This is a genomic window from Paenibacillus sp. N3.4 (genome assembly GCF_008017805.1).
Lineage (GTDB): Bacteria > Bacillota > Bacilli > Paenibacillales > NBRC-103111 > Paenibacillus_E.
Map to the genome: position 1 here is coordinate 12,049 of NZ_VRTT01000069.1, position 25,878 is coordinate 37,926.

Sequence of the window (25,878 nt, forward strand, 5' to 3'; positions counted from 1 at the left end):
GTTATCTTGGATAAGGCTATCTGTATCGAGGACGTTACCTATCGTAGAGGAGAATTAGAATTACTAAAGAAGATGAATTGGCAAGTGAAGAAAGGCGAGCACTGGGCGATTCTTGGACTCAATGGCTCTGGAAAAACAACTTTGCTTAATGTCATCAATGGTTATATATGGCCAACCACAGGAAAAGTCTCTGTTTTGGAAAATGATTTCGGAAGCATTGATCTTCGCGAGCTGCGAAAGGAAATCGGCTGGGTCAGCTCGTCTCTACAAGAAAAGCTGTACGCGAACGACAAGTCCGAATACATTGTCGTTAGTGGGAAATTCGCGACGATCGGCTTGTATGAAAAGCCAAGCGAAGAAGATTGGGAACGTGCTTCTCAGCTGATGAAACAATTGGGCTGCGCTCATTTGGCAGGGCGAGCCTTCCAGACCTGTTCACAAGGCGAAAAGCAGAAGCTGCTCATTGCCAGAGCCTTGATGGCTTCGCCGAAGCTGTTGATTCTTGATGAGCCTTGCAATGGATTGGATCTATTCTCTCGAGAGCGACTGCTCGAAGCGATCGCTCAGCTGGCTGGAGCCGCAGATGCGCCAACCTTGCTGTACGTAACGCATCATACGGAGGAAATCCTTCCAATCTTCCAGCATGTTCTCCTATTAAGGAGAGGGGAAGTTTTCCAACACGGAGTAGTCGGAGAAGTATTAACAAGCGCAAAGATGAGCCATTTTTTCGAATCCCAGGTTGAGGTCATTGAGCGAGGCGGCCGCATTTGGGTACTTCCTCAAACTGAATAGCCAATAGCCACGTTATGAAAATAAGTTTTTTTATAACGTGGTTTTTTAATGCAGTTATTTGTTTACATAATTATTATTATGTAACTAAAATTAGGACTGCATCTGACTACGATATAAAAGAGGAGAGACTCCGACGTATTTTTTAAATAATCGTGAGAAATAAAACACATCTTTATAACCGAGCGAATCAGCGATCTCTTTTACCGTGCTGCCGGTATTAAGCAAAATGTTTTTCGCTTCCGCAATTTTCAACCGATGGATATAGGCATTAAGCGGATAGCCTGTATATTCACTAACGACTCTGCGCAGCGTAGAAATCGAGATATGGTGACGTTTTGCTGTGCTAAAGGCATCAAAAGGCTCGAATAAGGAATCGCCAAGATCGTTCATAAGGTCGATAATTTGCTGTTTTTTCGTATGTTGAGCTAATCCTTGATCCTTGAGCATAAATTCAAAAAGCAAAGATTCAAGCAGCAACGCAGCGCGGTCAATATTGTCGGGTATGCCGCTCTCCATCAGCATGAAGATCCGTTCAATGCGGTTCTGCTGAGTAGCATCCTCATGACCGACCTGCTTCGCCACATCGACATCTTTGAGCCAACTGTTTAACCACTCTTCAATACGACTGCCCTCAAATGTGAAATAGTATTCATTCCAAAAACCATTTACATCAGGACCATAATTATAAACAACATCAGGACGAAGAAAGAATAGACTCCCGCTTTGAATCTTTTGAACGGTTCCTCCATCGACCTGATAGGTCCCGTTTCCCCCATCCAGATAGACGAAGGCCCATTTCTCAAACGTTGCGTCATGACGAAACGAAGTGCGTCCTGGAAGATGCCCTACATTCAAAACGATTAAGGAGTGCAGCTTTAATTTGCTTGAATCGACAGGCAAAGTAATGATACGCAGCGGATAAGGACTGATCATATAATCCATGAATTTTGTCATATCGTACATTCCTTCCATGCTAACTCAGTGATATGGTTGATATAATGAGCAATCGCTTAGTTACTCCTATACATTCTATATGAGTAATGGCTCCATGGGAACAATAATTAGACTATTACGGGAAGTAGAGTAGGATCATGACGAATTCACTTAAGCGTTTATTAATGATGAATGTAAGTTCAAGTATTATATTCAACTACATGGGCATTTTTATTAACCTCTTTATTTGGGAGAAAGGGCAGCAAATTTTTGATGTTGCTTGGTTTAATCTGGTCATGTTTGTAGCATGGGGAATAGCCTTCATGTATGGTGCGAAACTACTGTCCAGGTTTACCATTGGCTCGGTTATGCGTGTTTCAGCGATATGCGCCGGTGCTACATTTATTTTGTTATCTTGGGTACATGTAGAGCCTAAATTATTTTATTTGACGTTAATCGCTCTGCCAGTTGGCATTACGAACGGATTTTACTCCGCCGCACAAAATATCGGGATATCACTCTTTGGTAAAGGTAAAGAATTTACAGCCTTTTTCTCAGCCACGAATGTATTCGGTCAAATCATTGCGTTCATTAATCCATTGCTTTTTGCCCTTATTATTCAGGGAATCGGATTCACAGGATCGTTTTTAGTTATGTTTGTATTCATCGGTTTAATGATTGTCGCCTCTTATTATGTCCCGCGAATATCGTTGAAAGAAGCTTCTGAGCCTGTCTTTAAAATGTTTGGTATCGGTCAAGTCTTCTCGACGCCAAGTCTGAAATGGATGATACCCTCACTGATTGCAGGTGGTTTTTTTATTCAATTTCAGGGTATTTTCTCCCTCATTTTTACTTTCTCTGTAACCAAAGATAAGCTTTCTATTGCTCTGCTTCAAATTATGTATACAGCGTTTACTGTCGCGTGTGTCTTTGTTTATAGACGACTCAGCCGTTCACATCGCATACACGATTCCTGGTGGTTGACCTTCGGGATGATTGCAGCCGCTGCCGGATTTTTACTTGCTCTGTTTCCAACGCCACCGATTCTTATCGTATCCAATATATTAACGACAGTTGGTCTATTTTTCTTCTTTACCATTTGGAGTGCAAGACAATTCATTGCTACGAATAAACTGTCTCCTGTACACCAGGCGCGAATCATGGTTTGGCGGGAACTTATCTTGGTATTCTCACGCATTATTATGCTTGCGCTTATTCTGGGAATTGCTAATTTCCAAGGCTTTGCCTTCAAGGCAGTTATGATCTTCAGTTTTGCTAGTGCTTTATTAATTCCTTATTTTTCGAAAAAGGCGAAGGTGGAAGAAGATATAGCCCCTGTGGTTCATCATTCGCCCGGTCAAGTATCTACTGATATAGCTGATCATTGACCACTAAGCTAACCGGTGGTTATCCTTGAAAAAGCGCGGAATCATAGGATTCTAGCGCTTTTTTTGAGTATACAAATTCATTTAATGGTACTAATTATTAATGGCATTAATTAAAATCCTGCATTTGTTTTTCATGCATATGATGATTTTTGGGATCAAATTAGCTTTTCAAGTGCCCATATTTTCACGTGAAGTTGTTTGGCAAAATGCAGAATAGGTTGAGTATGAGGTAGGGTTATCCCGAAAGATGAGGGGAGTGTGTTTATCATCATTTCGGCTTCAGCCACTTGCAATGGCCAAGGATTGTGATCAATTTCGCCGCGATATACGTTGTCTTGGTGATCAGAACAGTATAAGCAATAACGCTCAGTTAGAAAGTGTTCTAATGAATCTTCTGCTGCGGTGTGTATGGGGGAAGACGGTTTATACTTGGCTAAAAATTCACCCCGTTGAGCCCGATTATCCTTACGAACGCTATGGTATTGAATATAATCGTCCGTTATATGTTGAATGTTAATGTGTCCGTAAAAATAGGGGAGATGAAATACCGCGCGCGCTACGGCAACAGCAAATTTATGATGGGCATCCAGACTAAAAAAGTAAACACCGGGTTTGCCGTTTATGGTTACATAAGTTCTTAAATTAATTTCTGGGAATGTTGAAAAATAGGGCAAAGCCGGCGTACCTCTTGGTCTCACACCTGACATGTGAAATGGGACAACGCCTATCCAAGCGGTTCCTTGAAAAGTATCGATCGGAATGCTGCTTGGAATTAACGCTCGAATCGCTTCAATGGATATGGGCCAATGAGCAAAAAGCAGATCATTCCAAATTTGATGCATGATCCAGGGCTTGCTGGGTACCGGCCATTGTCGGCTCATAACTTTGCTCCTTTTGCGTGGGTTGATTAAACTTATACGTTCATCGTATTGAAATAAAGAGCCCTTGTAAAGGGCTAGCTTAACTAGTGGTTTGTATTGCATTAGCAATGGGGATTAGAGGGATTATATGATATAATGAAACACAATGATTAAAGGAAGCAGGCGAAAGAAACAGCATGAATGGACAAAATCGCAAAGATGTTTTACCCGGTATTGAAGTGAACATTGTGTTAAAGCAGGATCAACGCAGTGGAAAGTTAACGCGGGGGATCGTGAAGGATTTATTAACGAACTCACCGAATCATCCGCACGGTATTAAGGTGAGGTTGGTTGACGGACAGGTTGGACGAGTCAAAGAAATATTATCGCCGTCACGGTGAATGAAATGGGGAATGCAATATGGCAAAGGCAAAAGTGGCTAAACGACCAACGAGAGATGAGTTCGTACTGGAAGAGATCGGTAATCAGTTGACAGAAGCGAAGCAGGAAAATTCAGAAATCGTGCTTACGGTTTGGGGAAGAGAAGAACCTGTTCGTGGGACCATTGCAACGATGGATTCTCGTACCGGAAGAGTACATATGCAAAGTAATGGAGAAATTGATAAAGTGCCATTCATGGATATTATGAAAGTTGATTACCCACGAGATTGATGGGGGATAGTTGCGCTTAAATATGCGGAATTGGTTAGTAAAAGAACTAATTTTGCATCATTTAAGCGCAAAAAACGGTTAAAAAAATTGCACTAAATCTATATTTAACGCAACTTAGATTGAAACGGACGGAGTGTTGGTGAGTGGGACAAGAATATGAGTACGATGATGAGTATTTGGAGCTCTTTGACTCTTGGATGAAGGATCAAGGTTTTACAAAAAGGACGCAGCAGGCATACTTAGGAGATGTGAGGCTGTTTTTATCAACCTTAGAGAAATCGCTACTTACTATTGAAGCAATCGATATTATGCGCTTCTTAACGAGGATGCGACAACGTGGGGCTGGCGATGCTGCTCGGAATCGTTATTTGTCATCGATACGGACTTTTTACACAGCGATGATTGAACTTAATTTCTTGCAAGTTAATCCTTCGCTAAATGTAAAAAAATCAAAGGTCGAGAAAAATTCGATTCCAACCTATCTCAATGAGCAGTTGCTTACCGTGTTCCTGCAATCTATTGAGGGGAAGTACCAAATCCGGAATGTGGCCATGTTTCTACTTATGAGCTACGCGGGGTTACGTGTAAGTGAACTGAATCGGTTAAACATTGGCGATTACAACCGTTCAGCAAGCATCCTTCAGGTGTTTGGAAAAGGGAGGAAGTGGCGTGTTATTCCTCTTCCGCTCGAGATTATGAACGTGCTGAATAAGGCGCTCTCAGAAAGGATTGAAACACGAAGTTCGACTGAGCAGCCATTTTTTGTTTCACAGTTCGGTAGACGAATAAGTGTTCGCATGATTCAAACGATTGCTGAAAAGCATTTCGGGGAGTTAAAGAAATCGTATACGGAGCTTCAAGGGAAGTCGATCTCCAGTCATAAGCTACGCCATACCTTTGCGACGATGCAAGTCTTAGCAGGGACGGATATACGGACGCTGCAGGAGCTGTTAGGACATGCAAGTATACAAACCACACAAATCTATACGCATGTGGGAGATAAACAAAAGCAAGAGGCGATGAATCGGGTTTCGGCTTTTATTCCAAAAGGTATGGGGATATGACATTCGTGAATCAGTTGTATATTTGTTTACATAACAATAATTATGTAACTAAATTAAATTTTATTTTCCAAACAACCATCAAAACTCAATTCGCCAAACAACCATATTCCGCCTCTTTGTGAACGTATCCAACCATCCTCGACAGCAGATACCTTATGCTTACACCTCCGGGACTGTTCTGCCTCCATAGGGGGACGGAAAAATGCAAAAGAGGATTACTCCAAAGCTCGAACGCTAGAAATGTTCGGGCTTTTTCCGTAGAGAATTTACGTGTTTTTGGGTAAATGGCTCTGTAAAACAGTATATCTGGAAGGATAAGATTACTTTTTTAGGCGTTAGAGCAGCAGTCAGTGAGAACAACAATGCCAGTGTTACGCTGAAACGCCGTGCTTACAGATAGAAAGGTAGACCAGAAAGCGATATGCCTATGAGGATATCGCTGTTTTTGACTGTCGAACAACTCCAGAACGTTTGGCCTATAATTGATTTTTATGAGTTGAGTTCATAAAAAAATTGACTATAGATGATCTAACAACCCATTTATTTGATTTATTAGTCAGATTGATCCTCTAAAAGAGTTGTTCGACAGTCTCAAAAGTGCGCTTACAGTGAGGGAAAATGAGAGAACGTGCGGAATGATGAGCTGTAAAGCTGATTTTCCGCGTTACGGAAGGCAAGAGATCCGTCGGCGACGCTGTAAGCACGGAAAGCGTGCTTACAGCTAAGGAAAATGAGAGAATGTGCGGATGATGAGCTGTAAAGCCTGATTTTCCGCCGTTACGGAAGGTCGAGGATCCTTCGGCGACGCTGTAAGGCACGGAAGCGTACTTACAGCTAAGGAAAATGAAAGAATGGGCGGAATGATGAGCTGTAAAGCTGAAAACAACTGTGCTTATAGATAGGACCATCAGATTACCTGATGTTTTTCGTGTGCCATTTTACATTATGTCAAATGAATAGGGTGATATCAGAACACTTTGTATAATGAAATACGTTAATTATGTTATATAATATAACATATATAGATATTATACATCACATTTTGTGACAAAAACTGCAATCACTAACTTTATTTATTAAAGGGATGAGGGAGCAATCGGTGATGTTTAAGTTTGAAGAGCGATCGGTGATGTTTAAGTTTGGAAGAGCAATCGGTGATGTTTAAGTTTGAAGAGCAATCGGTGATGTTTAAGTTTGGAAGAGTGATCGGTGATGTTTAAGTTTGGAAGAGCGGTCGGTGAGATTTAAGTTTGGAAGAGGGGTTGGTGAGGTTGAAGTCTGGAAGTGGTACCGAACTCCTATTGTTATGGATTTGTTGGTAAAAAAGAACAAATATCATCAAATTCAAGGGATGACAACCTCTTTACCCACATAGAAATGATATATGGAGTGGATTCGATGAAGTCAACAGATGAGGGGGCTGCTTATGAGTGCTAAAGAATTAAGTGATCTAGTGACGAAAGAAGAATTGCTCGAGAAAGATCGGAAATATGTCTGGCATCATATGTCTCCACATAACGAAAACCCCATGATTATCGCATCGGGTGAAGGCAGTTGGGTCAAGGATGTGGAGGGCAATCGCTATCTGGATGGCATGTCAGGATTATGGTGCGTGAATGTTGGCCATGGGAGAAAAGAAATCGCGGATGCGGCTGCTGAACAAATGATGAAAATCGCTTATTCTACGCTCGTGCAATCTCATATCCCGGCCATACAGCTGGCGGCGAAGCTGAACGAATGGTTGGAGGGCGAGTATCGGATTTTCTATTCGAACTCAGGGTCGGATGCGAACGAAGTAGCCTTCAAGATTGCTCGTCAATATCATCATCAAAATGGAAAACCGTCAAAGCATAAATTTATTTCGCGACACCGCGCTTATCACGGCAATTCAATGGGCGCCTTGGGGGCGACGGGCCAAGCGCAGCGCAAATTGAAGTATGAACCGCTCGGCGTAGGCTTTCAGCATGTGCCGCCGCCGTATTGTTACCGCTGTCCTTTTGGTCAGACGAAAGGAGCTTGTGAATTCCAGTGCGCCAAAGCGATTGAGGATGCGATTGTGTGGGAAGGAGCGGATTCTGTAGCAGGTGTTATTATGGAGCCTGTAATTACGGGAGGCGGAGTGATCGTGCCGCCGGACGAGTATATGCCGATGGTGCGAAGGATTTGTGATACCTACAATGTGTTGCTCATCGTGGATGAAGTCATCTGTGGCTTCGGTCGATCCGGTGAAAAGTTTGGTCATATGAATTATGGTGTGAAACCTGATATCGTGACGATGGCTAAAGGATTAACGAGTGCGTACTCGCCGCTTTCGGTCACGGCGGTTTCAGCGGAGCTGTACGAATCGTTTAAAGAAAACGAGGCAACAAGCCATTTTAGACATGTGAATACGTTTGGAGGCAATCCGGTGTCTTGTGTGGTTGCTTTGACCAACCTCGAGATTTTGGAAAAAGAAAACTTGGTAGCGCGTTCCGCCAGTATCGGCAATATGTTGAGGACGGGTTTGGAGGAACTGTTAGAACACCCGCACGTAGGCGATTTGCGCCAGTTCGGTTCAGCCATAGGGATTGAGCTCGTTGAAGATCAGAAGTCGAAAACTCCAGCGACCGCCGAACGCGTGATGAGGATTATCGCAGGCTGCAAGCAAAAAGGGCTGCTCATAGGTAAAAATGGGGACACCGTCCCTGGCTTTGCCAATATCCTTACGCTAAGTCCTCCGCTATCTTCGACAGATGAGGATGTAACTTTCATTTTGGAAACCTTGAAGGCTGTGTTTAATGCTAATCAATAGAAAGGATGATACGACATGTCCCATTCACCGGTTATTCAAATCAATTCTTCGCGCTTGCAACAACGCATTCAGGAACTTGCCCAGATCGGTAAAATCGGTGAGACGGGCGTCTGCAGATTGGCTTTGTCCAAAGAGGACAGAGAAGGCTTGGAGCTAGTAAAAACATGGATGGAAGAAGCGGGCATGGAGGCCTCCATGGATCCTTTCGCTAATCTGATCGGTATTAAACGAGGGCACAACCCTGATGCTCCAGTGTTAATGCTAGGTTCCCATGTTGATTCTCAGCCTTATGGCGGCCGTTTTGATGGTGTGATTGGCGTGCTTGGTGCCATTGAGGTTGTTCAAACGATGACGGATGAAGGATTTACACCGGAATGCAACATTGAAGTCGTAGCTTTCTGTGATGAAGAGGGCTGTCGATTTAATAAAGGATTGTTTGGCGTTAGGGGAATGACAGGGGAACTGGAAGAGAATGAGTTGGATCGTATGGATAAAAATGGGATAACGCGGCGAGAGGCTTTGTTGCAGTTCGGTTGTGATCCAGCTAATTTCGAGGGATATGTGTTTCAAGAAGGTCGGATCGGTGCTTTTCTGGAGCTGCATATAGAGCAAGGGCCTGTTCTTGAGTCGCTTGGCGCTCCGATTGGAATCGTAAGCGGGATCTCAGGGCCGTTATGGCTCACGGTGGAAATGACCGGATTCGCGGGGCATGCCGGCTCCGTGCCGATGTCGATGCGCAACGACGCTCTTCTAGGCAGCGCCAAAGTGATTGTAGCGTTGAATGAGCTGGTGAGGCGGGAGCCCGATGCTCCAACTGTCGGAACGGTGGGCTCGCTGTCGGTGTTTCCGGATTCTCGCAATATCATTCCAGAGAAGGTGATCTTCACCGTTGATCTGCGAGACATCGATTTAACAAGGCGAAATAAGCTCGAAGCGGAGCTGCGCCAGCTGATAGAGCGTGTGACACAGGAGCATGGGCTAGTCTACACGATTCGTGAAGATACGAATAATGAGCCTCGTTACTGTGCGGACTGGATCAAACAAGGGTTGCGGGAGGAAGCGGAATGGATGGACATCCTACCACCTGAACTTATGAGCGGCCCTTTCCATGATTCGCTTAGGATGTCCTATGTTTGCGATTATGGCATGATCTTCGTTCGCTGTAAGGAGGGCATCAGTCACAATCCGAAGGAATATGCCAGTCCAGAAGATATTGAGCTCGGTACAGAGCTCCTATATCGCATGGCGCGCCGAATGACAACGGGAAAGGGAGACTTTCAATCATTGAACCAATTATCAGACCATAGCGAGGAGGTAGAGTGAATATGCGTACAGCTTTTATTTCCTTAGATGATTTAAAACGAAATTTCGCCGAGGTAAAGGCCGCCATGAAGCCGAAAGAAGCGATCGAAGAATCGAATCGCTGCTTGTACTGTTATGACGCGCCCTGCATACGTGCCTGTCCGACGGGTATTGATATTCCTTCCTTTATTAAAAAAATCGCTTCTGGCAATCTGAAAGGCTCGGCTCGTACGATCATGGAAGCAAATCCGGTCGGTGCTACTTGCTCGCGTGTCTGTCCGACCGAAGAGTTGTGCGAAGGAGCTTGCGTTCTCAATGATTCGTCCAAGCCAATCTTAATCGGAAATCTTCAGCGTTACGCCACAGACTGGGCGATGAAAAATGAGCAGCTTTTGTTTAAGGCGGGGGAAAGTAATGGCCGAAAAGTTGCGGTTATCGGCAGCGGACCGGCTGGTCTATCGGCAGCAAGGGAGCTTGCCCGCTTCGGTTTTCAGGTAACCGTTTTTGATGCCAAAGAAAAGGCGGGTGGCTTGGATACGTATGGTATTGTATCGTTTCGTTTGCCGCAGGAAATTTCACTTTGGGAAGTCGACCAAGTTCGCAAGCTAGGCGTGGAATTCCGCATGAATACGAAGGTTGGCGTGCATATTGACGCAGAAGAGCTGCTCCATGACTATGACGCTGTCGTACTAGCGGTAGGGATGTCGAAAGTTCCGATGTTAGGTATTGAGGGCGAGGATTTCACAGGTGTCTATGATGCGATAGATTTTGTGGAATCAACGAAAACAGGCTTGGATACACACCTGATTAACAAGCGAGTAGCTGTAATCGGAGCTGGCAACACGGCTATTGATGCCGCTACTTGTTCCGTCAGGCTTGGAGCTGAAAACGTGCAAATCGTCTATCGACGCACACAAGAAGAAATGACAGCTTATGACTTTGAATTTGATTTCGCTAAGCAGGATGGCGTGGAATTCAAGTGGTTGACCGCTCCAAAACGAATTTTGGGTAACGCGAATGGCGATGTAATTGGATTAGAGTGCGTTCGGATGGAGCTTCTAGATGTAGAAAGTGGTAGGAAAAGACCTATTCCGATTGCGGGATCGGAATTTATGATGGAAGTGGATGCCGTTATTAAAGCAATTGGGCAGACACGATATGTGTCGCTTGTCGAACAATTTGGGCTTGCGCATAAGAATGGAACAGTGAGCGTAGAAGTTGGAACAGGTCAAACCTCCAATCCGCAAGTGTTTGCGGCCGGAGATGTGATTTTCGGAGAAGGACAGGGGGAAGCGATGGTTGTTTCTGCCGCTCAACAAGGCAAGAACACGGCCTACGCGATTTATAACAAGCTGGTCAAATTGCAAAACGAAACTGCATAAAGGTCATGTGGCAGCAACATGCGTCAAATCATCGATTATAGCATCTGCTAAATTGAACTGGAGGGATTCAAAATGGCTGATCTAAGCATTAATCTTGCGGGTATTGTTTCGCCTAATCCTTTCTGGTTAGCGTCCGCCCCGCCGACGAACACAGGGTATCAAGTTCAGCGAGCTTTTGAAGCGGGTTGGGGCGGAGCGGTTTGGAAAACGCTTGGCGACCCTATTATTAATACGTCATCCCGCTTTGCGGCTGTACATTTTAATGGTCAACGCGTGGCGGGATTCAATAATATCGAACTTATTACGGATCGCCCGCTGGAGATCAATTTGAAAGAAATTTACGAAACGAAGAAGCGTTTCCCGCACCATGCGGTCATTGCTTCCTTAATGGTCGAACCGAGCCGCGAGAAGTGGCATGAGATTGTGAAAAAGGTGGAGGCCATCGGCGTGGACGGCTTGGAACTGAATTTCGGCTGTCCGCATGGGATGGCGGAGCGGGGGATGGGCGCTGCTTCGGGGCAGCAGCCTGATCTTGTGGAAGCACAAACCATGTGGGTCAAAGAGGTTGCGACGACCCCGGTCATTGTGAAGCTAACGCCGAATATCACCGATATTACAAGCACAGCCAAAGCAGCTGTTCGTGGCGGCGCGGATGCGATCTCTTTAATTAATACGATTAATTCACTGGCAGGCGTTGATCTCGATTCTTGGAATACCATTCCGCATGTTGGCGGTAAAGGCGCTCATGGCGGTTATTGTGGACCTGCGGTTAAACCGATCGCGCTCAATATGGTTGCAGAGTGTGCGCGTAATGTTAACGTAGGCGTACCCATATCCGGTATTGGCGGCATCTCCAACTGGAGCGACGCGGTTGAATTCATGCTGATGGGTGCAACCGGTGTGCAAATTTGTACGGCAGCGATGCATCATGGCTTCCGCATTGTGGAGGATATGATCGATGGTTTAAATAACTATTTGGATGCAAAAGGGATTGCCAGCGTCTCTGAGTTGGTCGGTAAATCCGTTTCCCGTTATTCGGATTGGGGTAATTTGGATTTGAATTATGCGGTTGTCGCACGCATTGATACGGAAACCTGCATTAACTGCAACAAGTGCCACATTGCCTGTGAGGATACTTCCCATCAATGCATTGATATGTTGACAGCTGACGATGGCAATAAATATTTGCAAGTGCGCGAGGAAGATTGTGTGGGGTGTAATCTATGCTCAATCGTGTGTCCTGTTGATGGCGCAATATCGATGATTGAGGTGCCTGCAGCGGAAGCTCCTATGACTTGGAACGAAAGGCAGAAAGCGATTGCTGGCTTGTCCCCTGGTAAAGGGATCACCAAGAAGGAGGCTATTTAATCGATGACCAAGCTCATTAAGAATGGAACAATCGTTACGGCTGCCGATCAATATCAAGCGGATATTCGTATTGAGGGTGGAATCATTACGCAAATTGGGTTGAATCTTTCCGCGGATGACGCTGAAGTGATTGACGCAGCAGGCTATTACGTATTCCCGGGTGGGATCGACCCTCATACCCATCTGGATATGCCATTCGGCGGCACGATGACGGCAGATGATTTTGAAACAGGTACGAAGGCTGCCGCGTTCGGAGGCACGACGACGGTGATCGATTTTTGCCTAACGAATAAAGGTATTCCGCTCAGTCAATCTGTTGAAGCATGGCATAACAAAGCGGCGGGTAAAGCGGTGATCGATTATGGTTTTCATTTAATGATCGGAGAAATCAATGACGCTGTGTTAGCTGAGCTGCGACGATTATTAACGAACAAGGAATCACTTCGCTTAAAGTGTTTATGGCCTATAAGCATGTGTTTCAGGCTGATGACGGAACTTTGTACCGGACATTGCTTGAGGCCAAGCGGCATGGGGCATTGGTCATGGTGCATGCGGAGAACGGAGATGTGATCGAGTATCTCGTGCAGCAAGCGCTTGAAGCCGGTCATACGGATCCCATTTATCATGCGCTGACACGGCCTTCTCTGATTGAAGGGGAAGCAACGGGGCGTGCGGCCAAGCTTACGGCGCTGGCGGGTTCCCAGCTCTATGTTGTTCACGTGACCTGCCAAGAGGCGGTTCAGCAAATTACCGAAGCTCGCAATCATGGCATCGATATATGGGGAGAAACGTGCCCGCAGTATTTGCTGCTGGATCAGACGTATTTAGAAAAGCCGGATTTCGAGGGGGCTAAATACGTGTGGTCGCCTCCACTTCGCCCTAAGAAGCATCAAGATGTGCTCTGGAATGCTTTGAGTAGTGGCCAATTGCAGACGCTAGGCTCTGATCACTGCTCCTTTAATTATAGAGGACAAAAAGAATTAGGACTTGGCGATTTCAGCAAAATTCCAAATGGCGGGCCCGTCATTGAAGATCGTTTCTCGATCCTTTACTCAGAAGGAGTAGGGAAAGGTCGCATCACGATCAACCAGTTTGTAGATATCGTATCTACGAGGAGTGCGAAGCTGTTTGGATTGTTTCCTAAAAAAGGAACCATTGCTGTGGGGTGTGACGCAGATATTGTGATTTTCGACCCCCATGTGACAAGGACGATTTCAGCAGAAACCCATCATATGAATGTGGATTATAATCCTTTTGAAGGGATTGTACTTACAGGTGAACCTGTTTCTGTCCTATCTCGGGGTGAATTCGTAATCCAAAATAAACAATTTGTAGGCAAAGCCGGCACAGGTCAATATCTGAAGCGGGGCACTTATAAGTCGGGGGCGCTATCGGTTGTTGAAAAGAAGGCAGCTGGGCGGAATGAAGGTGCTACTCATGTCTGATTACAAACAATACATGCAGGAAAAGTTGAGACTCGATGGCTTTGTAGCACAAGGGTTTAAAATTGCCGGGGTGAAAGAAGATTTGAGCGGTACTTGGCTCGAACTTGAACACCCCGGTGGTGAAGCTGCCCAATTGCATCTGACTACGGCTAACGCCAGAAAGTATTTTGCGACTTTGCTCATAGAACAAAAATAAGAGAACGCGCCTCCGTTTTACTGAATCGCTCCATGCAAATACTCATAGCCGTAAATAGCGAGCTCGATGGCCAATCGTTTTTGCGGATGCATATAATCGTCACCTAATAAGGCGGAAATTTTGTCCAAACGATGATATAAGGTTTGCCTTACAACAAATAGTTCTTTGGCCGTGTCCTGCTTGGAACCGCAAAGGGCTAAATAGGTTTTTAACGTCTTTACCAAGTGAGCGTTTTTCTCGCGATCGTATCGGAGCAGAGCACCTAAATACTCCTCGATAAATGACGGGAGGAAACCCGTTTTTTTCATTTGTGTAATGACCTTATGAACGTGTAGTTCCTGATAGAACGGCTTGGCAAGCATTCCGGTATCTTTCTGGATTTGAATCGTTTCCTTAGCTGTCTCATAACTATCTTGCAGGAGTGCCGGATCATGGATGGCTTTACCGATGCCGAACAAAGATGAGAAAAGAGGGTTGCCTTGCTGTTGCTCCGTCTTTTGCAGTCTTGAAATAGCTCTGGAAATACGCTCTTGCATAGGTGATGCAGGCAATTGGTCAAGTAAAATGAACACGATCTGATCCTGCAGGATGGTTGGCATAAGATGAAAGTTTTCACCCTCGAAAATGGCTCTGGCAACCATATGTTTCTGGATGAGATGAGCCTCTCGGTCTTTATCCTCAGTTTTGCCTGTTGCGCGTCAAACACGCATACAAGAATTCGGTTCAGCTTCGCAGATGGTTTTGTGGAAGATATATAGTCGCGGATCTCCTGTTGAGTGTGTTTGCCGCTTAACCAATCAGTCAGCCATAGATCTTCCTGATATCGTTCTTTTTTCTTCTATATATTTGGTGCGCATCATTTCTTGGGCAATCGCAGTTGCGAAACGGTCTAAAGCTAGGATTTGAAATTCACTGAGTTCTTGATTGGCAAGTAAAATCAGGTCGGCGAACAAAAGTTCTAAAGCTAGAATAGGGCGATGGGCAAGTTTGTTTTGGGATAGAGGATCTGTGAGGATTTCCCCTTGAACCCATTGCTCATAAAAGGCATTCGCTTGTTGTTTAGGCAGGGATGGAACAAACTGCGGATCAGCTCCGAAAGGGAAAAAAGCGACTTGAGATCGTGTTGTTTGATGAAGCAGTTTTAAGAGCGGCTGCAAGCCTTTGCCGGAAAGCAGCAATTGATTGAGCTGCGTGGAAAGCGACTCAAGTTCGGACACCATTTTGTGATGCTGATGGATAAAATAAAAGTGCAGATCTTGCGTGATGTCGATGTAACGCACCTCTTCATGGAAGAAGATAAGCGGAAAATTCTCGCGAATGGCAAGCTCTTTCATTCGTTCTAAGGGTTGCTTCGTATACGTCCCAAGTTCTATACATAAGCCAGAGGCTCCGCTGTCGATCAACTGCTGTAAGAAGGATAGGCTAAGCTCCTCATCATCCCGCCAACCGATACCGGTGTTAAGAATCAGTTCGTTGCCATTGAGAAGGTGACCAACTTGAGTAACCTCCATGATATGCACCCATCGAACGGTGCGGTTTAATGCTTTCTCGCTCGCGATGACTTCTACGTTGTGAAATAAAGGGCGCAAAAGAATATCTTTCACGGTTAGTTGAAGCAGGGTTTGTACCATGATGTTCACCACCTTAATGTTAGATAAAGTAACATATAAATAAAAACAACTGGTTTTAATCATTATACAATATGTCCAATGAGTTATGGGAAAAATTCATTCAGCCAGGAGATGAACGTGAGATGAGCCGATTGCAAAATTTGATCAATGGCGTATGGATCGACTCGGTGAGTAAAGAGGAGGAGCAAGTTCTGAATCCTGCGACCGGGGAAATCGTAGCAACTGTTCCACTTTCTACTGTAGATGAGGTTGAGAAGGCTGTGGAGGCTGCACAGGCTGCCTTTGAAAGTTGGAGTCGAACGCCTGTACCCAAGCGTGCTAGAGTATTGTTTCGTTATTGGCAGTTGCTCCAAGAGCATGAACAGGCGCTGGCGACATTAATCACAAAGGAAAATGGCAAAAGCTATAAAGAAGCTTTAGGCGAAGTGCTTCGCGGTATTGAATGTGTGGAATTTGCTGCAGGAGCCCCCTCTCATATGATGGGTTCTACACTTGCCAACATATCTGCCGATATGGATTCAGAACTTTTTCGGGTGCCGCTCGGGGTGATTGGTGGCATTACGCCTTTTAATTTTCCAATGATGGTGCCTTGTTGGATGTTTCCGTTAGCGATTGCATGCGGGAATACTTTCGTATTAAAACCGTCAGAACGGACGCCGCTTACAGCGATGAAGCTGGCAGCTTTGTTCCAAGAAGCGGGACTGCCGAATGGCGTGTTAAATGTCGTTCATGGTGCTCATGATGTCGTGAATACACTCACGACGACACCTAATGTAAAAGCTATTTCATTTGTGGGATCGCAGCCTGTTGCGAAATATGTGTATGAAAAGGCTTCAGCCTCAGGTAAAAGGGTGCAGGCATTGGCAGGCGCTAAAAATTACCATATTGTCATGCCGGATGCGCATGTAGAGAAATCCGTAGAGAATATCATCATGTCTTCCTTTGGGAGTGCGGGAGAGCGATGCATGGCCTGTTCGGCCGTCGTTGTTGTTGGTGATGGAGATGCTTTTATGAAGACTCTGCTTGATGAAGCAGCTCATATGGTGCTGGGTAATGGGCTAATGGACGAAGTGACGCTAACACCCATCATTCGTGGCGAGCAGCGCAGCAGAATTGAAGTCTATATCGATAAGGGTAAGGAAGAGGGAGGCAGAGCTTTATTAGATGGGAGGAAAGGCGCAGGCGCGTTCGGAGGAAGGTTTTTTCTTGGGCGCTACGATTTTGATCAAGTGAAGCCGCAGATGGCGATCGCGAAGGAAGAAATTTTCGGACCTGTATTATCGGTTTTCCGAGCAGACCAATTAGAAGATGCCTTGGTTTTGGTGAACCAATCGCGATTTGGAAATTCAGCCGTTATTTATACGGAAAATGCCAAAGCTGTTCGTAAATTTCGCGAAGAAGTCGAAGCAGGTATGCTTGGGGTCAACGTCGGTGTCCCTGCACCTATGGCCTTTTTCCCTTTCTCCGGATGGAAGGATTCGTTTTATGGTGATTTGCACGCGAATGGCAAAGATGGCGTAGAATTTTATACAAAGAAAAAAATGATCACCTCCCGTTATTTTTGATCGATCAAAATAGAGAGAACACAAGGACCTAAGCTGATGCTAGGTTTTTTTATTCATTGTCGGCGTCATGCCAATTTAGTATGATTGGTTTTACAATGGGCGGAAATAGGAGGCGAAATAATGAAATTACTATGAGAAACCATGAATTAACATCATAAATAATTAATGTCATTAAATAATTATGGAGGACCTTTTCATTATGAAACGAAAGCAAAAGCAAAACTCGATGGGACAGTATGCAGAGCTGCTCAGGCGCTATCTTCTGCCTCAAAGAAAGACCCTTGTGGTCTTAACGGTTCTCTTATTTATGTCGATTGGTTTGCAGCTCATCAACCCGCAAATCATTCGGTATTTTATTGATACCGCGCAATCGCAAAGCTCGATGCAGCCCTTAGTTACAGCAGCAATACTGTTTATTGGATTTTCACTCATTCAACAGCTGGTTTCGGTTATTGCTACCTATTTTAGCGAAAATATAGGATGGAAGACGACGAACACTTTACGAGTAGATTTAGCGGCACATTGCTTATCGCTTGATATGTCTTTTCATAAATCCCATACCTCTGGCTCCTTAATTGAGCGCGTGGATGGCGATGTCAATGCCTTGGCCAATTTTTTTTCCAGTATGATGATTCATTTATTAGGTAACTTGCTGCTTATGGCTGGCATTATCGTTTTACTTTTTCGGGAGAATTGGTTCATTGGTCTGGGGATGGCCTTGTTCGTCATTTTCGCGGTGTATATGATTCAATGGATTCGAAAATTCGCTGTTCCGGTTTGGGCGAAATGGCGTCAGGCGAACGCGGAGTTCTACGGTTTTATTGGTGAGCATTTGGAAGGAACCGAGGATATCAGGGCCAATGGAGCTGTTGGTTTCGTGATGAATCGTTTCTACATGATGCTTAGAAAGATGCTTCCGCTTCGCATTAAAGCCTTTCTAGGCTTTTGCGCGATGTGGAACATGTCAATTTTCGTTTTCGCCCTAGGCAATGCGATGGCATTTGCAATTAGTGCTTATCTTTGGAAAACACAACATATTTCGTTGGGAACTGTTTATTTAATTTTCTTTTACACGGAACTACTAGCGAAACCGATTGAAAAAATACGAACGCAAATGGAAGATTTACAAAAAGCCGATGCGAGCATATCTCGGATTCGTGAGCTATTCGCAACCAAATCGGACATTCAGGATGGTCATGGCGCACAGCTTTCGGAAGGGCCGCTTGCTGTTGAATTTCAGGATGTCACGTTTAGTTACGATGGCGATCAGCCGACGATAGATGGACTGAATTTGCAAGTAAAGCCAGGGGAAGTTCTTGGTTTGCTTGGAAGAACGGGCAGCGGTAAATCGACCATGGCCCGATTGCTTCTTCGTTTCTACGATCCTCAAAGTGGAGCTATCGTTTTAGGCGGCACCGATATTCGCAGCTGTAAGCTGGCTGACTTAAGAAAAAGGGTTGCCCTTGTCACCCAAAATATTGAAATTATGCAAGGGACTATCCGCGACAATTTAACTTTTTACGATGCTTCTATTTCTGATGCGCAAATTATCGATGTATTAACGGAGCTTGGATTGGGTGGCTGGTATGAAGCCATGCCTGAGGGGCTGGATACGCAGTTAGCTTCAGGAGGAGGTAATCTCTCTGCCGGTGAGGCGCAGCTGCTAGCGTTTGCTCGCGTATTTCTTACGAATCCTGGTCTTGTCATTATGGACGAAGCTTCCTCAAGGCTTGACCCGCTTACCGAGCAGCGTATGGAGAAAGCAATCTCCAAGTTGTTGACGGAGCGCACTTGTATCATCATTGCCCATCGATTGACAACCGTGCAGAGAGCGGATCACATTCTCATCTTGGACAATGGCTGTGTGTTGGAATCGGGGAGAAGAGAGCATTTGGCCGCAGATCCGAGCTCACGATTTAGCCAATTAGTAGCTACAGGACTTGAGGAGGTATTGGCATGAGTACCTATCAATATTTGTGGCGGCTTATTATGTACAGACCCTTCCGATATTTCATTAATGCGGTAGCATGGACCGTCATTTATTTGGCACCAATTGTTCCAGGTCTGTTGACCAAAGAGTTTTTTGATTCCCTGACGGGCAGCTCAAAACTTGGGTATGGCGTATGGGGCCTAATTGCACTGCTGATTGCGGCTGCTTTGGGTAGAATGCTGCTGATTGTGATTGGTTTTATCACGGATGTAAATTTTCGTTTTCGGATGGGGATGCTGCTTAGACGTAATTTACTCGAACATGTGATGAAGCAGCCCGGCGCACGCGCTATTCCGGTTTCGCCCGGCGAAGCGATCAGTCACTTCCGTGATGATGTCGATCAATCCGAAGAGGCGGTAAGTTGGTCCGTTGATGTATTTGGAATGACCTGTTTTGCACTGGTTTCCGGTTATATTTTAATTCGTATCGATGCACAAATGACACTGCTCGTATTTATGCCGATTGTTCTGGTGATTACCGCAGCGCAGCTTGCTACTGTTCGCCTTCAGAAGTATCGAGCAGCCAGCCGCGAATCGACTTCACGTGTAACGGGAGAGATTAGTGAAATGTTTGGGAATGTGCAGGCGATTCAAGTGGCTGGCGCTGAGAAACGTGTCGTAGAGCGTTTTCGCAGCTTCGGGGACGATCGCAGGAAGGCCATGCTCAAGGATCGCTTGATGAGCGAGCTGTTGGACTCTGTATTTTCTAATTCGGTTAATCTGGGAACCGGACTTATTCTACTGATTGCCGGAACAAAGATGCGAGCGGGGACTTTTACAGTGGGCGACTTTGCTTTGTTCGTTTACTATTTAACTTTTGTCACTCAGTTCATTACCAATGTAGGTAAATTCATTACGTATTTTAAACAAATGAGCGTGTCCCTGCAAAGATTGACCTTTCTCCTTCAGGGTGCGCCTGCTAAAGTTCTTACGATGGTTCAATCGTTGTATTTGAATAAGAATAGCTCGCTTCCCAGCAATGCAACCTCATTGCAGGTTGAAAATAGTGGGAATCGCGTATCTGTTGCAGAGGGAACGGATAAAAAGAACCAAAAAATGGGGGCCAACGTAGTTGCGGCTTCCGCTGACCATGCGGCTGCGCTTCAGCGTCTGGAAGTGAAGGGACTTGCTTATAGCTACCCAGATACGGGCAGAGGGATCGCCGACATTCAATTCCGCTTGCAAAGAGGATCGTTCACTGTAATTACGGGAACGATTGGCTCAGGTAAAACCACGCTAGTTCGTTCGCTCCTTGGGCTGCTGCCCAAAGAGAAGGGAACGATAGCGTGGAACGGTGTGCCCGTCGAAGATCCGGGCACCTTCTTTACACCGCCGCGGAGCGCCTACACCGCGCAGGTGCCGCGGTTGTACAGCGATACGCTGCGCAACAATATTTTGCTCGGGCAAGCGGAGCAAGGCGAAAGCTTGCAGCAGGCACTTTACGCAGCCGTGATGGAGTCCGACGTCGCGCATTTGCCCGGCGGGCTGGACACTGTCATCGGCCCGCGTGGGGTTAAGCTCTCCGGCGGCCAAGCGCAGCGAACGGCGGCTGCGCGCATGCTCGTCCGCGACGCCGAGCTTTACGTCTTCGACGATCTGTCGAGCGCACTGGACGTCGAGACAGAGCAGAAGCTCTGGGAACGCATGTTCCAGCGCAGAAAAGATGCGACCTGTTTAGTTGTTTCTCACCGCAAAACGGCGTTGACACGCGCCGACCACATCATTGTAATGAAAGATGGCCGTATCGAGGCAGAAGGCACCTCGAAAGAGCTTCTTCGCCACAGCGCGACTTTTCAGGAGCTTTGGTACGGCGATGACCGAACATCCTGATCAAAGCATCTAAGTTGGATGAATATTTAGTGTGTATATAAGCTTCTTCCATCGGTGATGGAGGAAGCTTATTTCGTTTCAATCGAAATAAGGTTTCATAGAAGGGAAATCTTATTTGGTAACGAATGTAAGAATGGTATCCATTCGTTGGATGAGAAGAAAATTGCCCGTATTGGTATAGGAAAGAACATGGCCTTAGGAGGAATAACGATGACTTTGGAAAGAACAATTGGTCAGACGGCTTCTGTGGGATTTCAAATCGGAGTTAGAAGAACAATCCCTTTGCATCGAGAAGAGATATGGGAGCTGCTGATTTCACCGGAAGGACGAAAGCTTTGGTTAGGCGAAATAGCTGAGGTCGCTTTCGAAAAGGGACACAAATTTGAAACGCAAGAAGAAACAACCGGGGGGTTCCGAGTCGTAAAGCCACCAGAGCAGATCCGCCTTACTTGGCAGCCAGCGGCATGGCCTGAAGCATCCACGCTGCAAATTCGCTTGTTACCAGCTAGCCAGCCTTTTAGAACGACCATTAGCTTTCATCAGGAGAAACTAGTAAATGTCCAGCAAAGAGAAGAAATGAAGAAATATTGGGAAGAAGTCATCAACAGCATCCAGTCTCTTGGAAAAAGTGGGATTTGGCGATGACCAACACACTCATTATTGTCTTCTTCCTAACGATGGTCATCCACACAGCAGAAACGCTATCGTATTCGATCCGATATGCAGGGGTTCAAGTGAATAAGATCGCTGTGGCACTTTCTCTTGTTGGGATTATCGTGCTCGTATCGCGTACAGCCAACTTGATCCAAGCGCCAATGACCGCGCATTTCGTTGATTTTGCCAAGAGGGACGCGTCGTTTGATCTAGAGCGTTATTTGCGAATCATATTATTTGCCTCGTCCATCGGTACATTGATTGCTATTGCTTTGTTTCCTTCTTTTATAAATCTCAGTGCCAGAATTATCGCCCGCTTAGAAGTAGCTGGATCGATTCCGAAATTAATCACGAGCGTTACCATTGAGCAGTTGAAGAATTCGAAGCATTATTGGAAAAAACCTAAGGTCAAACTGAGCCATTTCCGTTATTTGGGTATTCCCAAACGATTTCTTTTATTAAATATTGTCGTTACGGCTTTTTACTCTGTAGGTGTCTTATCTTCCTTGTATGCGGCCCATTTACTGCCTCAATTCAGTACAACTGCTTCGCAAGCATCAGGACTTATCAACGGAATTGCGACTATTTTGCTAACTATTTTTATCGACCCCCAACTAGGTCTCATTACTGATAAAGCGCTCCATGACGAATCGCAGCGTCACCAGCTCGGTAAAATTTACGCACTTTTGATGACTTCCCGTTTTTTGGGCACTTTACTGGCTCAAGTTTTCCTCTTGCCTTCCGCGCATTTCATTGGTTGGATCGTCACAACACTCTTCTAATTATGAGTTTGCCTTCCTTCCGCATGCCAGCTTTGTTATAATAGCTATTATCATAGCAGCGCAGCTAGAAACGGAGCCAAGGAATGAAGAAGTTTAAAAAGTTTTACATCGAAATAACCAGTGTATGCAATCTGGCTTGTACGTTCTGCCCACAGACGAAACGTCAAGCCAACTTTATTAAAATAGATACGTTTACTAACATACTAGATCAAATTAAACCGCATACGGATCATATTTATTTGCATGTGAAGGGTGAGCCCTTGCTGCATCCCAAAATTGATGAACTGCTTGACTTGAGCCATGAGAAAGGTTTCAAGGTCAATATTACAACAAATGGAACGCTCATTAATAAAAACAGACATAAGCTGCTTATGAAACCGGCGCTTCGACAAATGAATTTTTCTCTTCATAGCTTTGATGGTCATGAGGGCTCGGAGAATAAAGAAGGGTATGTCACTGATATTCTTCGGTTTGCGAAGGAAATTGTGGAGAAATCGAACGTCATTATCTCATTCCGCTTATGGAACCTCGATACCGATAACCAGACTAATCTGGAACGAAATCGCAATCGTGAAGTGCTGGAGCTGCTGGAGAAAGAGTTTAATCTCGATTACAAAATCGATGAGAAATTCGTACGAGGCACAGGTGTCAAATTAGCAGATCGTGTGTATTTAAACCAGGACCATGAATTCCAATGGCCTGATCTGAAGGCGGAGGAAATAGAAGGGCCTGGCTTCTGTCACGCACTGCGTAATCAAGCCGGTATTCTTGTCGATGGCACGGTGATTCCTTGTTGTCTGGATGGAGAAGGGGTTATTAATTTGGGTAATATCAATCAAACGCCTTTTTCTGAAATCGTAGAGGGTGAACGCGCCAACCAGTTGTTCGAAGGCTTCTCCAGACGCGAGGTTGTCGAAGAATTATGCCGCAAGTGCGGGTATCGGGAACGATTCAGTATGTAATGTACAAGCTTATTCCGTAAGGTCGTGAGATCAAAGGAATAAGCTTTTTTTCTATTTCTGTGATGCAATGTCATCGCTTTGCTTTTAAATCTGATTCATGAGATAATCAAGTTTTGATTCCATTCTATTTTTTGGAGGCTCATACAGTGGGACGGTATCCATTCGCCTATGATCACGCACAACCATACATGCAGCAGGTTTCGGACTGGATTGCAGATATTTTTTATGAAATATTACCCGAAGCGGGCTTTGAAGTGCGAGATGAACAAATTTACATGGCGTTTCAGTTAGAACGAGCATTCGCTGAGAAACAAACCATTTTCGCCGAAGCGGGTGTGGGCACTGGGAAAACGCTGGTCTATTTGTTATATGCGATTTGTTACGCACGCTTCATGAATAAACCGGCTATCATCGCTTGCGCAGACGAGTCGTTAATTGAACAATTGGTCAAGCCTGGTGGGGATATTGATAAAATTTCACAGCATTTGAATTTGAAAATTGATGCCCGATTAGCCAAATCGCCGGATCAATATGTTTGTCTCGTCAAACTGGACGAAGCACGTTTAGGTCATGAAGATGTAGGTACGTATCGCGAAGTCTACGAGAGTTTACCCGATTTTGTGCATGAACGTGAAGCGATGCAATCGTTTTACGCTTACGGTGACCGTAAAAACTATCCACATTTAAATGATGAGCAGTGGGAACGCATGAGTTGGGACGCTTATCAAGATTGCTTCGTATGCGATAAACGGCATCGGTGCGGTCAAACCTTATCGCGGGAAGCGTACAGACGTTCGGCAGATTTGCTCATATGCTCTCATGACTTCTATATGGAACATGTTTGGACTTATGAAGGCAGGAAGCGTGAAGGCCAACTTCCGCTGTTACCGGATCATTGTACGGTCGTGTTCGATGAGGGGCACCTGATGGAATCCGCTGCTCAAAAGGCTTTAACCTATAAGCTGAAGCACATCGTCTTTGAAGAACTCGTTATTCGTTTGCTAAAAGGCGAAGTTCGCGAAACATTGGCCGTTCTGATCGATGAGGCTATTGAACAAAGCGAACTGATGTTTGAAGTGCTCGAAAAGTGCTGTCAGCCGATAACGGGATCAGACCGGAAACAAATTGTCATGAATGACCGATTGCTGCGAGAAATTCATCGTCTCTGTGATATCTTAACGGCAATAGAAGAAGAACTTGTGTTTGAAAGCGAAATGTTTACGCTGAATGCCTATCAATTGCGGATTGTTGAAGAACATTTGGAAATGATGCAGAAAGCGCTCGGTTTATTTCGCAAGGACGAGGCCTTCATTTGTTGGGCAACTGAAAGTATTACAGGCCTCAGCTTGGTTATCATGCCGAGGACAGTGAAGGAAGTTTTACGCGAACGTGTCTTTTCGTCCAAAATGCCAATTGTGTTCTCATCAGCAACGTTATCCGTAGAAGGCTCGTTTGAGTATGTGGCTGATAGTTTAGGACTCGATAAATACTTGTCATTCTCGGTAGATTCTCCTTACGATTATGAAGAACGGATGGAAGTCATTGCGCCGAAATGGACGTCAGGCGGCACTTTCGAGGAAAAGCTGGAAACGGCTGTCAGCCTGTTGAAAAGAACAGAAGGACGAGCTTTAATTCTTTTCCCCACACATGAACAATTGCAGCAGTTCAAGCGTGAAGTAAATTCTCGTACGGATTGCTCGGAACTGCGTTTCTTGTTCGAAGGGGGGCAAGAAATCAGTCATTTGATTGCTTCCTTCCAGACGGACGAACATAGTGTTCTTGCTGCAGTCAGCTTATGGGAGGGTCTCGACATACCGGGACCGTCGCTATCGAATGTCATTGTTTGGGCATTGCCATTCCCTCCGCAAGATCCGGTCTTCGTAGCCAAGCGTCAAGCTTCCAAATTTCCATATGAGGAAGTGGATATCCCCCATATGCTTCTGCGTCTTAGACAGGGGATGGGAAGGTTGATTCGGACTCGTGAGGATAGCGGGATCGTAGCGATCTTTAGCAGCGAGCTGCACCACAATCAGGTGCTGCGTGATCATATTGTACGTGTATTGCCTAAAGGCGTAACCTTGAAGTCGGAATAAATAAATAAACGATGGCGCTGCTTTAGCTGGTTTTTACAGCTGGAGCAGCGCCATTTTGCGATAAAGAGACCTTCTTTAAAAGGAGTGGAATTATAGGGCCTACAGGTGTTTACCCGTTTCAATTCTATCAGATCTCGCATTCTCTATAGTAACTTAGCAGAAAGCGAGGTGTTAGATAT

The 25,878-nt window shown here is 45.3% G+C and carries 21 protein-coding genes and 1 pseudogene; 18 read left to right on the forward strand and 4 right to left on the reverse strand.

What is annotated here, in order from left to right; genetic code table 11:
• Positions 1 to 6 precede the first annotated feature (6 nt).
• The gene (locus tag FU659_RS26785) at positions 7 to 792 is read left to right on the forward strand and encodes an ABC transporter ATP-binding protein (RefSeq protein WP_147950370.1); all 786 of its coding nucleotides are present in this window, start codon (positions 7 to 9) and stop codon (positions 790 to 792) included.
• Between the two features lie 90 nt (positions 793 to 882).
• Here FU659_RS26785 and FU659_RS26790 read toward each other — a convergent pair whose 3' ends face one another.
• Positions 883 to 1,746 carry an AraC family transcriptional regulator gene (locus FU659_RS26790; protein ID WP_147950371.1) on the reverse strand — a complete coding sequence of 288 codons (864 nt, stop codon included), beginning with the start codon at positions 1,744 to 1,746 and terminating at the stop codon, positions 883 to 885.
• Positions 1,747 to 1,883: 137 nt separating this feature from the next.
• Here FU659_RS26790 and FU659_RS26795 point away from each other — a divergent pair, with 137 nt between their 5' ends.
• Positions 1,884 to 3,113, forward strand: coding sequence for an MFS transporter (locus FU659_RS26795; protein ID WP_147950372.1), 1,230 nt, complete (start codon positions 1,884 to 1,886; stop codon positions 3,111 to 3,113).
• A gap of 155 nt (positions 3,114 to 3,268) precedes the next feature.
• Here FU659_RS26795 and FU659_RS26800 read toward each other — a convergent pair whose 3' ends face one another.
• Complete coding sequence (locus tag FU659_RS26800; protein ID WP_147950373.1) at positions 3,269 to 3,994, reverse strand: YqjF family protein; 726 nt, start codon at positions 3,992 to 3,994, stop codon at positions 3,269 to 3,271.
• Positions 3,995 to 4,170: 176 nt separating this feature from the next.
• Between FU659_RS26800 and FU659_RS26805 the strand changes: the two genes are divergently transcribed.
• The 9 genes and pseudogenes from FU659_RS26805 to FU659_RS26845 all read left to right on the forward strand — a co-directional run bounded on the left by FU659_RS26805 (position 4,171) and on the right by FU659_RS26845 (position 14,193).
• Positions 4,171 to 4,374 (forward strand): YwbE family protein, encoded by a 204-nt coding sequence (locus tag FU659_RS26805; RefSeq protein ID WP_147950374.1) that lies wholly within the window; start codon positions 4,171 to 4,173, stop codon positions 4,372 to 4,374.
• 19 nt (positions 4,375 to 4,393) lie between these two features.
• A complete protein-coding gene (locus FU659_RS26810; protein WP_147950375.1) occupies positions 4,394 to 4,645 on the forward strand; it encodes a YolD-like family protein in 252 nt (83 codons plus the stop codon).
• Positions 4,646 to 4,788: 143 nt separating this feature from the next.
• Positions 4,789 to 5,709 carry a tyrosine-type recombinase/integrase gene (locus FU659_RS26815; RefSeq protein WP_261808075.1) on the forward strand — a complete coding sequence of 307 codons (921 nt, stop codon included), beginning with the start codon at positions 4,789 to 4,791 and terminating at the stop codon, positions 5,707 to 5,709.
• 1,426 nt (positions 5,710 to 7,135) lie between these two features.
• Positions 7,136 to 8,500 (forward strand): aspartate aminotransferase family protein, encoded by a 1,365-nt coding sequence (locus FU659_RS26820; RefSeq protein ID WP_147950376.1) that lies wholly within the window; start codon positions 7,136 to 7,138, stop codon positions 8,498 to 8,500.
• A 15-nt stretch (positions 8,501 to 8,515) separates the two neighbouring features.
• On the forward strand, positions 8,516 to 9,823 hold the full coding sequence (locus tag FU659_RS26825) for a M20 family metallo-hydrolase (protein WP_147950377.1): 1,308 nt from the start codon (positions 8,516 to 8,518) through the stop codon (positions 9,821 to 9,823).
• Between the two features lie 2 nt (positions 9,824 to 9,825).
• Positions 9,826 to 11,184, forward strand: a complete 1,359-nt coding sequence (locus FU659_RS26830; protein WP_147950378.1) for an NAD(P)-dependent oxidoreductase — start codon at positions 9,826 to 9,828, stop codon at positions 11,182 to 11,184.
• Positions 11,185 to 11,256: 72 nt separating this feature from the next.
• Positions 11,257 to 12,552 (forward strand): NAD-dependent dihydropyrimidine dehydrogenase subunit PreA, encoded by a 1,296-nt coding sequence (gene preA, locus FU659_RS26835; RefSeq protein ID WP_147950379.1) that lies wholly within the window; start codon positions 11,257 to 11,259, stop codon positions 12,550 to 12,552.
• A 3-nt stretch (positions 12,553 to 12,555) separates the two neighbouring features.
• Positions 12,556 to 13,997: pseudogene (hydA, locus tag FU659_RS26840) on the forward strand (dihydropyrimidinase).
• Entirely contained in the window at positions 13,990 to 14,193 is a 204-nt protein-coding gene (locus FU659_RS26845) for a hypothetical protein (RefSeq protein WP_147950380.1), read from the forward strand. Before hydA ends, FU659_RS26845 begins: the two are co-directional and overlap by 8 nt.
• 17 nt (positions 14,194 to 14,210) lie before the next feature.
• On the opposite strand, the gene FU659_RS37700 is transcribed toward FU659_RS26845, so the two are convergent.
• Both FU659_RS37700 and FU659_RS37705 read right to left on the reverse strand, forming a co-directional pair.
• On the reverse strand, positions 14,211 to 14,834 hold the full coding sequence (locus FU659_RS37700) for a PucR family transcriptional regulator (RefSeq protein WP_261808076.1): 624 nt from the start codon (positions 14,832 to 14,834) through the stop codon (positions 14,211 to 14,213).
• A 156-nt stretch (positions 14,835 to 14,990) separates the two neighbouring features.
• Complete coding sequence (locus tag FU659_RS37705; protein ID WP_261808077.1) at positions 14,991 to 15,824, reverse strand: PucR family transcriptional regulator ligand-binding domain-containing protein; 834 nt, start codon at positions 15,822 to 15,824, stop codon at positions 14,991 to 14,993.
• A gap of 71 nt (positions 15,825 to 15,895) precedes the next feature.
• Here FU659_RS37705 and FU659_RS26855 point away from each other — a divergent pair, with 71 nt between their 5' ends.
• The 7 genes from FU659_RS26855 to FU659_RS26885 all read left to right on the forward strand — a co-directional run bounded on the left by FU659_RS26855 (position 15,896) and on the right by FU659_RS26885 (position 25,699).
• Positions 15,896 to 17,389, forward strand: a complete 1,494-nt coding sequence (locus FU659_RS26855; RefSeq protein ID WP_147950381.1) for a CoA-acylating methylmalonate-semialdehyde dehydrogenase — start codon at positions 15,896 to 15,898, stop codon at positions 17,387 to 17,389.
• Positions 17,390 to 17,588: 199 nt separating this feature from the next.
• The gene (locus tag FU659_RS26860; RefSeq protein WP_261808078.1) at positions 17,589 to 19,349 is read left to right on the forward strand and encodes an ABC transporter ATP-binding protein; all 1,761 of its coding nucleotides are present in this window, start codon (positions 17,589 to 17,591) and stop codon (positions 19,347 to 19,349) included.
• Positions 19,346 to 21,208, forward strand: a complete 1,863-nt coding sequence (locus FU659_RS26865; RefSeq protein ID WP_147950383.1) for an ABC transporter ATP-binding protein — start codon at positions 19,346 to 19,348, stop codon at positions 21,206 to 21,208. The genes FU659_RS26860 and FU659_RS26865 overlap by 4 nt, the downstream gene beginning before the upstream one ends.
• Before the next feature lie 210 nt (positions 21,209 to 21,418).
• Positions 21,419 to 21,853: an SRPBCC domain-containing protein gene (locus FU659_RS26870; protein WP_147950384.1), complete on the forward strand. Its 435-nt coding sequence runs from the start codon at positions 21,419 to 21,421 to the stop codon at positions 21,851 to 21,853.
• The gene (locus tag FU659_RS26875) at positions 21,850 to 22,644 is read left to right on the forward strand and encodes a lipid II flippase Amj family protein (RefSeq protein ID WP_147950385.1); all 795 of its coding nucleotides are present in this window, start codon (positions 21,850 to 21,852) and stop codon (positions 22,642 to 22,644) included. The genes FU659_RS26870 and FU659_RS26875 overlap by 4 nt, the downstream gene beginning before the upstream one ends.
• Positions 22,645 to 22,727: 83 nt before the next feature.
• Complete coding sequence (locus FU659_RS26880) at positions 22,728 to 23,606, forward strand: radical SAM/SPASM domain-containing protein (protein WP_147950386.1); 879 nt, start codon at positions 22,728 to 22,730, stop codon at positions 23,604 to 23,606.
• A gap of 146 nt (positions 23,607 to 23,752) precedes the next feature.
• The gene (locus tag FU659_RS26885) at positions 23,753 to 25,699 is read left to right on the forward strand and encodes an ATP-dependent DNA helicase (protein ID WP_147950387.1); all 1,947 of its coding nucleotides are present in this window, start codon (positions 23,753 to 23,755) and stop codon (positions 25,697 to 25,699) included.
• Positions 25,700 to 25,878: the final 179 nt, after the last annotated feature.

Coding starts and splice junctions, on each gene's coding strand:
- FU659_RS26860 (WP_261808078.1), top strand. CDS start 17,589: ATGAAACGAAAGCAAAAGCAAAACTCGATGGGACAGTATGCAGAGCTG.
- FU659_RS37700 (WP_261808076.1), bottom strand. CDS start 14,834: ATGGTTGCCAGAGCCATTTTCGAGGGTGAAAACTTTCATCTTATGCCA.
- FU659_RS26820 (WP_147950376.1), top strand. CDS start 7,136: ATGAGTGCTAAAGAATTAAGTGATCTAGTGACGAAAGAAGAATTGCTC.
- preA (WP_147950379.1), top strand. CDS start 11,257: ATGGCTGATCTAAGCATTAATCTTGCGGGTATTGTTTCGCCTAATCCT.
- FU659_RS26865 (WP_147950383.1), top strand. CDS start 19,346: ATGAGTACCTATCAATATTTGTGGCGGCTTATTATGTACAGACCCTTC.
- FU659_RS26875 (WP_147950385.1), top strand. CDS start 21,850: ATGACCAACACACTCATTATTGTCTTCTTCCTAACGATGGTCATCCAC.
- FU659_RS37705 (WP_261808077.1), bottom strand. CDS start 15,824: ATGGTACAAACCCTGCTTCAACTAACCGTGAAAGATATTCTTTTGCGC.
- FU659_RS26805 (WP_147950374.1), top strand. CDS start 4,171: ATGAATGGACAAAATCGCAAAGATGTTTTACCCGGTATTGAAGTGAAC.
- FU659_RS26810 (WP_147950375.1), top strand. CDS start 4,394: ATGGCAAAGGCAAAAGTGGCTAAACGACCAACGAGAGATGAGTTCGTA.
- FU659_RS26825 (WP_147950377.1), top strand. CDS start 8,516: ATGTCCCATTCACCGGTTATTCAAATCAATTCTTCGCGCTTGCAACAA.
- FU659_RS26870 (WP_147950384.1), top strand. CDS start 21,419: ATGACTTTGGAAAGAACAATTGGTCAGACGGCTTCTGTGGGATTTCAA.
- FU659_RS26800 (WP_147950373.1), bottom strand. CDS start 3,994: ATGAGCCGACAATGGCCGGTACCCAGCAAGCCCTGGATCATGCATCAA.
- FU659_RS26845 (WP_147950380.1), top strand. CDS start 13,990: ATGTCTGATTACAAACAATACATGCAGGAAAAGTTGAGACTCGATGGC.
- FU659_RS26855 (WP_147950381.1), top strand. CDS start 15,896: ATGTCCAATGAGTTATGGGAAAAATTCATTCAGCCAGGAGATGAACGT.
- FU659_RS26830 (WP_147950378.1), top strand. CDS start 9,826: ATGCGTACAGCTTTTATTTCCTTAGATGATTTAAAACGAAATTTCGCC.
- FU659_RS26790 (WP_147950371.1), bottom strand. CDS start 1,746: ATGACAAAATTCATGGATTATATGATCAGTCCTTATCCGCTGCGTATC.
- FU659_RS26880 (WP_147950386.1), top strand. CDS start 22,728: ATGAAGAAGTTTAAAAAGTTTTACATCGAAATAACCAGTGTATGCAAT.
- FU659_RS26795 (WP_147950372.1), top strand. CDS start 1,884: ATGACGAATTCACTTAAGCGTTTATTAATGATGAATGTAAGTTCAAGT.